Origin of the sequence: Blautia sp. CAG:237 (assembly GCF_000436615.1) — a bacterium.
Lineage (GTDB): Bacteria > Bacillota > Clostridia > Lachnospirales > Lachnospiraceae > Blautia_A > Blautia_A intestinihominis.
The window spans coordinates 1-7,376 of record NZ_FR886738.1 but is presented as its reverse complement, the minus strand read 5'-3'; the positions used below and the strand labels follow the sequence as shown (position 1 = coordinate 7,376).

The following is a 7,376-nucleotide window of genomic DNA, read 5'->3' as shown; positions in this document are numbered from 1 at the left end:
TCATAGCCGCCGATCTCTGACGGATCTTCCCCGATCGCACAAAGTGCCAGTACTGCACGGGAATATTCTGTATATTTGTTTTCGCTTAAGATACCGTCCTGCTCTTTCAGTTTCTTTTCCAGATTTGCACGGTATTTCTCGAAGTAATTGTCCTCTGCCTTTTCGCCGGAACGCGCCAGTGCGATCACTGTCCACTCACCGCCCAGGGAATCTGATGCGGGAGACGTCACTGTCTTCTGTTCATATTCTGCGGTTTTTGCAAGTGCCTTCTCCAGATCCGGTGTACTGCTGCCACCGCATCCTGTCATCATTCCTGCTGTTGTCAGCAGTACCAGAAATGTAAGTCCTCTTTGTTTTAATCTGTTCATACTCTGCCCTCTCGTATTCTGTGCCAGCAGAGAAGAACATCCTCTCTGCGTGAACATTCGATCGTCCAGCTTCTCTCTTTGGTAAGTGGAAGCAGGTTCTGTAGTTTCTGCCAGGGAATGGTACCCTTTCCAAGCCCCAGATGTGCATCCCGGTCACCGCAGTTATCATGGACATGAACATGCGTGACGTAAGGTGCAAGTTCTTCTGCCCAGGTGAGAACCGGAATTTCTGAATAACAATGCGCATGCCCGATATCCAGACACAGATGGAAGTCCGGATGATCTACTTTCCTGTATACATCCAGAAGAAGTTCCCAGTCCTCGTCCAGAACGTTCTCCATCACGATTTCCAGTCCTTCTCTGTGTTCCAGAAACTCACAGAAAAACCGGCTTACCTGATCTGCCCATCCTTCCCTGAAATAAACGCAGGGGATCATTCCGGAATGGTAAATGATCTTTCTGGCTCCGAGTTCCTTCCCCGCCTGATAGCACTGTGCAAACCGGGTCATCGTTACTTCACGGATCAGGCTGTCAAACGCAGCCGGGTTCAGATCCAGGAAAGGCCCGTGAAGTGTCAGCGGCGGATTCCCAAATGTATTTAATTTTTTCCTGTATGTCTGTATCGTCTCTTCCAGATGATCCAGATTGTCGGAGATGGAAAAATCAATGCTCTCCACTCCCATTCCTGTTTCCCGGATCAGTTCTTTCATTTCCTCATCCGGAAGCAGATGACTGATATTGATCACTTTCTGCCTCTTTTCAGGGCTCGACCAGCCCGTATTTTTTCTTGATGCGTTCCAGTTTCTCAAGCATCGGACGGCTTAAGAACCACAGAAAAATCACTGTTGAGATGGCATGTACCAGATCGACCGGTGCTCCTGAAATATAAAAAGCCAGAAGACTTGCCCAGGTAACCTGTCCATATGACATCAACGCACTTGCCGGATTCATGATTCCACCATAAATCAGAAACACGCTCAAAAATCCATAAATACAGAGATCCCGCTTCCGTGCTTTGAGAATTCCTTTCTGAAAAAGGATTCCCGCAAGAAAACCGATCATGCCAAATGCAAACATCTGCCACGGAGTCCACGGTCCCTGTCCCATGAACATGTTGGAAAGCATCATGATCAGACACCCGACCAGAAAACCTGCTTCCCCTCCAAAGGAAATACCGCTCAAAATCACGATCGCCGCAACCGGTTTAAAACTCGGCACCATAAAAAATGCCGCTCTTCCTGCCACTCCGATCGCCGCCAGGACTGCGATCACCATGATCTCACGCGCCTTCGGCTTTCTTCCCTCAAACATCATAAAAAAGGGAAGCATCGCCGCAACGATCACGATCAGACTGCAGACCAGATATTTTCGTCCGTGGAAAACCCTGACTGACAGATACAGAAGTAACGGTACGACCAGGAGCATCACACCCAGCGCAAACCATGTCCGCCTGCTGACTCTGCCTTCCTTCGTCATCTGCCGGATGATCAGTCCGTCTGTGGGAAGTCTGTATTCTTCTGGTTCCTCTGGCTGCTCTTCCTTCGTATCTGCTGCATGCTCCGGATGCCGGTCCTCCCAGAATTCTTCCATAAATGTATCTAATTGCTGTTCCGTAAGCATGTGATCACATCCTTTCCGGTGACAGCATCCGGAAAGAGCTGCCTTGCCATACGGTTTGCCGCTGTTGTATAGAAGTTATTTCCTGCAAAAAATTCCCTTGTATTCTGGCTTGTCACAACATTTCCCTCAAAGAACAGACCCACGCGGTCTGCATACTCTGCGACAAATTCCACATCATGGGAAATCATAAAGATCGTCAGTCCATGCTGTTTCAGTTTATTCAGAATTCTGCCGATTTCTTCCTTATATTCTGCGTCCATGCCCTTGGTGGGTTCATCCATCAGGAGGATCCTCGGACGCAGGAGAAGTACTTTGGCAAGAGCAAGTCTCTGCTGTTCTCCGCCGCTTAAGTCATAGGGATGTCGGTCCAGAAGCCCTTCAAGCCGTGTCAGGCTTACTATTCCCTCGATGGCTTTTTCCTTCTTCATGTGAACCTGATATTCCGGAGAAAGCTTCTCTTTCTTTCCACCAATGACGGAATAAAGGTCTTCCAGTACTGTTTTTTTGAGAAAAATACTCTGTGGATTCTGTGGCATCACACCAAGACAGCCACAGTATAATTCTCTGTCCTTATAAGTACGGATATCACGGCCCTCCAGACGGATCCTGCCACGGTAAGGCTGGCGCACCCGGCTTAAGAGTGACAATGTCGTACTCTTGCCGGTTCCGTTGCCGCCCACCAGTGCATAAAATTCGCCTTTTCCTACCTGAAGTGACAGATCCCGCACAACGTCCGGGCTGTCCTTCTCATACCGGAACCAGACATCCTTCATTTCTATTGCCGGTTCTCTGCCGGAAGATGGCTGCTGTTCTTTCTGCTGTGCTGTCTTCTCGGCCAGGAACCGGTCGTTTGCTTTTTGCTGAAGTTCCCTTGAAATTCCTTTTGTATGAAAGTATTCCGCCAGCCACTGCCGTCCCTCGCTGACGGTCAGGGGACAGGCCGCACTGCTGTCGGTCTCTCCGTAGATCTGCATGGGAACCGGCATGGACAAAAACATCCCGTGCTTCTGCTCCCGCAGTTTCTGACCGATCTCTGACGGTCTTCCCTCCAGAAAAACGGTTCCCTTATCCAGTACAAACACTTTGTCCGCATAAGGAATGATATCCTGCAGACGGTGTTCTGTAATGATCACAGTTGTTCCGATGTCGCGGTTGATCTTTTTGACCGTTTCCAGAAAGTCTGATGCCGCGATCGGGTCAAGCTGAGAAGTCGGCTCATCCAGAATCAGAAGCGACGGATGCATTGCCATGATCGCCGCCAGGTTCAGAAGCTGCTTCTGTCCTCCGGAGAGTTCCTCCACACCCTTGTAGAACCACTGATGAATTCCAAAATAGCTCGCCATCTCCGCAACCCGGAGCCGGATTGTTTCGTTGTCATATCCAAGGCTCTCCAGCCCAAAAGCCAGTTCATGCCAGACTTTGTCTGTTACGATCTGATTATCCGGATTCTGCATGACAAAACCGATCTCCTGACTCTGCGTCCTGTGATCGACTTCTGCAAGTTTCTCTCCCTTGAACAGAATGGTTCCGCTCGAAACTCCATGAGGCATAAGTACGCTCTTGAAATGACGGAGCAGAGTGCTTTTGCCACAGCCGCTCCTTCCACAGATCACATTCAGGGTTCCCTCCTGAATCTCCATATTTACCTGATCGAGCACCTTACTGGAACAATCCGGGTATGCAAAACAAAAGTCATGTATCTCTACTATATTCATAAGATTTTTCCTTCCTGTTCCAGTTCTTCATAAATCTGACGGTAAGTCATTCCGATATCGGTTCCTGTTTTTTTCCTGCTCTGTTTCAGTTTCCGACTCTCGTAGAGTTCCAGCATCACCGGAAGGAAACAGAAAATCCCGAAACAGAGATAAGTTGCTCCGGCAAGCCATGGCGTAACGCTTACCGGTGCTGTACTGCCCTGCACGGTAAAGCCGGCCAGTACGATCCTCGGATCATATACCGCATAGGCAGCTCCACTGGCACAGCCTGCTGTAAACACAGTAAAAAGGCCTGCCATGAGGGTTCCAAGGCAACAGTCTCTCTTTGTAAAGCGATAGACGGAAAACGCCGTTCTTCCCCGCAGTCCATAGCCACGGCTTCGCATGGAATCCGAAGTCTCGATCGCATTTTCCAGCGACCAGGTCACAAGGATCGAAAGCATCTGAAGGCCATATTTTATCCTGTCCAGAAGTCTTCCTTCTGAAACATCTCGCCCCATTGCCTTCTGTCCGTTCCGGATAACTCCAAGCTGATTCAAAAAACGCGGCACAAACCGAAGTGCCATTGAAAGCACGAGTGAAAGTGCCGGTATGATCCGTCCGAAAAGATAAACAAATTTGTCCGTTGTCATGACCTGATTGTAACAGCTGAACCACTGGATCACGACAAACATCACGGCACCAAGTACAACACCGTATACCAGAGCCTCCAGTGTAATCCAGTTTCCGCTGCTCTCAACATAATAAAGCATTGTTACACCATAATGATTGAACATCAGATTCAGAAGTGCCACGACCAGAAGCCCCGGCAGGGTCAGAAGCAGACTCTGTCTGAGTGTCCTGCACCAGCCATTCAGCAGTGCGGCATAAAAGACAGCCCCGGCATAAGATATGCCCAGGAATACCGGATGCTGATTAAACATGGTAAATAAAAGCACCACTCCGAAATAAAAAAAGTTCAGCAGGGGGTGGCACCGGGAAAAACTGTCACTTTCCATCTTCTGCATACTGATCTCCTACATCGGAGCCAAGATTGCAGGTGTATCTCCATTCAATCTTATCTCCGTCCTCAAGCTTGTAGCTGGAACAGCCGTAATTCGGATACTTGCCGTTTACGCTGTACATCCAGCCGGAGTTTTTGCCACAGTCAAACTCATAAAGCTGGTTGATTCCCTCAACATAATAGCTCTTGTACAGCGGTGTATAACGGGATGCCATATGGATTCCCTGCTCTCCGCAGATCTGCTTCAGAATGTCAAAAACGGTTTCGCCGCTCTTAAATGATACCTGCGTTTCCTTAAGGATCCATCCGTCCTGCGGAACAAATTCCTTCTTGGTCTCCTTAAGATCCTCCATATGGTCAAGAATCGTGGAACATTCTATCGAGATCGTGCAGTTTCCGCCTTTTGATGAAGCGCCGCCTCCACAGCCCGATAACAGAAAGCTGCACAGAAACAGCACCATACAGACTGCTGCTGTAACTCTGGTTCTACTTTTTACAAAGAACATCTTATTATCCTTCCATTTCTTTCCGTTCCTATCCATCAAGTTCCTCTGAAAGTTCTGCATATTCTGTAGTAAAGCCGAATTCCTGTGCATATTCGTCTACTTTGCTGCCCTTCTGGCAGACGATCGTGCAGCTTCTGTTGATGATCCATGGTCCGATCTCATCCGGATCATGCAGGATCTCGATCCGCTCCAGTCTGCTGCAGCCGTGGAACGCCCACCGGCCGATCTCTCTGACACTCTCCGGGACATATACCGTTCTTAAATTCTTGCAGCGGAAAAAGGCACTGTCTCCGATCACCCGAAGGTTCGAAGGAAGTGTCAGCTCCTCTATTCCGCAGAAATAAAATGCTTCTTCTCCGATCTCCCGGACAGAATCCGGCAGTGCAATGCTGTGAAGTTCCTTGCAGCGGTAAAAAGCTCTCTTCTCAATCTGCTGTGTATGTGGCGGAAGACAGACTTCCTCCAGATTCAGGCAGGAATCAAAAATCCCCTCCGGGATCACCCTGCATCTGCTCCCGGAAGAAAATTCCACTCTTTTCAGTTTGCTGCACTCCCGGTAACACTGTGCACCGATCTTCTCAAGACTGTCCGGCAGTACTGCTGCCCTCAGACGCCGGTTCCCTGCGAATGCTCTTTTTTTGATCTCTATCAGTGTATCCGGAAATCTGACCTGTTTCTGAAACTGGCATCCCTCAAATGCCTGCTTGCCGATCACGCGACAGGCAGCGGGAAGCGATACACTGTGTACCTTGCCATTATTAAGGAAGCATTTGTCCCCTATGTATCTGTACTGATCCGGAATCTCCCCCGGTGCGCCTACTCTCCTGTTTCGCTCATTCTGTATCGTGTATACCCGTGCATCATACCTCAGCTGATTCCAGCCTTTTTCCGCATTTTGTCTTTCCATGGTTTCTCCGCTCTTTCCTTTTCTCTTTAAGACAACAAAAACAGAGCCCCATAATTGCCATGATGGGTCTCTGTCCTCTGCACAACGCGTTCTATATGCTGACTCTGTATGCGGATGCACACTTACAGCAGTTTCTTATAAACTGTTCCGGATTCCCGCCGGATTACATTAAATTGACTTTTCTGGTCAAACCACGCCTGGTTATTCTTTTTCAGAAAAGTATAACAGTTTTACACATTTCTGTCAATGTTCATATCTTTTTCGACAATTTTCTTGTATTTTTTTCTACCATTTTGCGCGGCACCATGATCTGGTGTCCGCAGCCCATGCATTTCAGCCGGAAATCTGCTCCTACACGAAGGATCTCCCACTCCTTGCTTCCACATGGATGACCTTTCTTGAGGGTTACAACATCCCCCACTTCATAAACAAGTTCCATGCCCTGTCTGCTCCCTTATCTTACTTTAATCTGAGAAAATACCTGACCGATCGGCTCCTTGATCAGAAGATCTGCATTGCGGTCACGCGGAGTCGATGATTTGTTGATGACCACCAGTGCATCTCCCCGGAAATAATCAATCAGACCTGCCGCAGGATAGACGGCAAGAGAGGTTCCTCCTATGATCAGAACCTGCGCCTCGGAGATCGCACGGACAGAATCCTGTATCGTCTGATTATCCAGTCCTTCTTCATAAAGAACCACATCCGGCTTAATCATTCCGCCGCATTCGCATCTCGGAACTCCCTCACTGTGCTTCACATAATCAAAATCATAAAATTTTCCGCATCTCATACAGTGATTGCGGTATACGCTTCCATGAAGCTCCAGCACCTTGTGGCTGCCTGCCATCTGGTGAAGGTTGTCGATATTCTGTGTGATCACAGCCTTGAGTTTGCCTGCCTCTTCGAGCTCTGCGAGTTTCAGATGTGCGGCGTTCGGTCTGGCAGTATCACAGAGCATCTTGTCACGGTAGAATTTATAAAATTCATCCGGATGACTCAGGAAAAAGGTATGGCTTAAGATAGTCTCCGGAGGATAATCATATTTCTGATGATATAATCCGTCCTGGGAACGGAAATCAGGAATTCCACTCTCCGTGGACACTCCCGCCCCGCCAAAAAACACAATGTTATCGTGCTGATCGATCAGCTCCTGTAATTTCATGATCTTTTCATCCATGTAAAATCCCCCTTTGCTCTTTTGATTTCTGTCTGCCGCAGGCTGCTCCCTAATGGGCATCCTCAGAAATGTCCCTC

At 48.5% G+C, this 7,376-nt stretch carries 9 protein-coding genes; all 9 read right to left on the bottom strand.

Going from position 1 to position 7,376, the window contains the following annotated elements; all coding sequences use genetic code 11:
* The coding region (locus QZL69_RS07775) for a hypothetical protein (RefSeq protein WP_330361757.1) at positions 1 to 368 on the bottom strand (368 nt) is incomplete at its 3' end.
* A complete protein-coding gene (locus QZL69_RS07770) occupies positions 365 to 1,114 on the bottom strand; it encodes a sugar phosphate isomerase/epimerase family protein (RefSeq protein ID WP_022214655.1) in 750 nt (249 codons plus the stop codon). The genes QZL69_RS07775 and QZL69_RS07770, both read right to left, overlap by 4 nt.
* A 13-nt stretch (positions 1,115 to 1,127) precedes the next feature.
* Positions 1,128 to 1,988: an ECF transporter S component gene (locus tag QZL69_RS07765; protein WP_022214654.1), complete on the bottom strand. Its 861-nt coding sequence runs from the start codon at positions 1,986 to 1,988 to the stop codon at positions 1,128 to 1,130.
* A complete protein-coding gene (locus QZL69_RS07760) occupies positions 1,967 to 3,703 on the bottom strand; it encodes an ABC transporter ATP-binding protein (protein ID WP_022214653.1) in 1,737 nt (578 codons plus the stop codon). Before QZL69_RS07760 ends, QZL69_RS07765 begins: the two co-directional genes overlap by 22 nt.
* Positions 3,700 to 4,710, bottom strand: coding sequence for an energy-coupling factor transporter transmembrane component T (locus QZL69_RS07755; RefSeq protein WP_022214652.1), 1,011 nt, complete (start codon positions 4,708 to 4,710; stop codon positions 3,700 to 3,702). The genes QZL69_RS07760 and QZL69_RS07755 overlap by 4 nt, the downstream gene beginning before the upstream one ends.
* Positions 4,691 to 5,248, bottom strand: coding sequence for a DUF4430 domain-containing protein (locus tag QZL69_RS07750; protein ID WP_022214651.1), 558 nt, complete (start codon positions 5,246 to 5,248; stop codon positions 4,691 to 4,693). Before QZL69_RS07750 ends, QZL69_RS07755 begins: the two co-directional genes overlap by 20 nt.
* Positions 5,241 to 6,119 (bottom strand): leucine-rich repeat domain-containing protein, encoded by an 879-nt coding sequence (locus QZL69_RS07745; protein WP_022214650.1) that lies wholly within the window; start codon positions 6,117 to 6,119, stop codon positions 5,241 to 5,243. The genes QZL69_RS07750 and QZL69_RS07745 overlap by 8 nt, the downstream gene beginning before the upstream one ends.
* Before the next feature lie 250 nt (positions 6,120 to 6,369).
* Entirely contained in the window at positions 6,370 to 6,558 is a 189-nt protein-coding gene (locus tag QZL69_RS07740) for a DUF951 domain-containing protein (protein ID WP_022214649.1), read from the bottom strand.
* Positions 6,559 to 6,573: 15 nt separating this feature from the next.
* Positions 6,574 to 7,299 (bottom strand): NAD-dependent protein deacylase, encoded by a 726-nt coding sequence (locus QZL69_RS07735; protein WP_022214648.1) that lies wholly within the window; start codon positions 7,297 to 7,299, stop codon positions 6,574 to 6,576.
* Between the last annotated feature and the right edge of the window lie 77 nt (positions 7,300 to 7,376).

What these genes read in the sequence shown, in the direction of transcription:
- QZL69_RS07765 (WP_022214654.1), bottom strand. Translation starts at nt 1,988, where the DNA reads ATGCTTACGGAACAGCAATTAGATACATTTATGGAAGAATTCTGGGAG.
- QZL69_RS07735 (WP_022214648.1), bottom strand. Translation starts at nt 7,299, where the DNA reads ATGGATGAAAAGATCATGAAATTACAGGAGCTGATCGATCAGCACGAT.
- QZL69_RS07750 (WP_022214651.1), bottom strand. Translation starts at nt 5,248, where the DNA reads ATGGATAGGAACGGAAAGAAATGGAAGGATAATAAGATGTTCTTTGTA.
- QZL69_RS07740 (WP_022214649.1), bottom strand. Translation starts at nt 6,558, where the DNA reads ATGGAACTTGTTTATGAAGTGGGGGATGTTGTAACCCTCAAGAAAGGT.
- QZL69_RS07755 (WP_022214652.1), bottom strand. Translation starts at nt 4,710, where the DNA reads ATGCAGAAGATGGAAAGTGACAGTTTTTCCCGGTGCCACCCCCTGCTG.
- QZL69_RS07760 (WP_022214653.1), bottom strand. Translation starts at nt 3,703, where the DNA reads ATGAATATAGTAGAGATACATGACTTTTGTTTTGCATACCCGGATTGT.
- QZL69_RS07745 (WP_022214650.1), bottom strand. Translation starts at nt 6,119, where the DNA reads ATGGAAAGACAAAATGCGGAAAAAGGCTGGAATCAGCTGAGGTATGAT.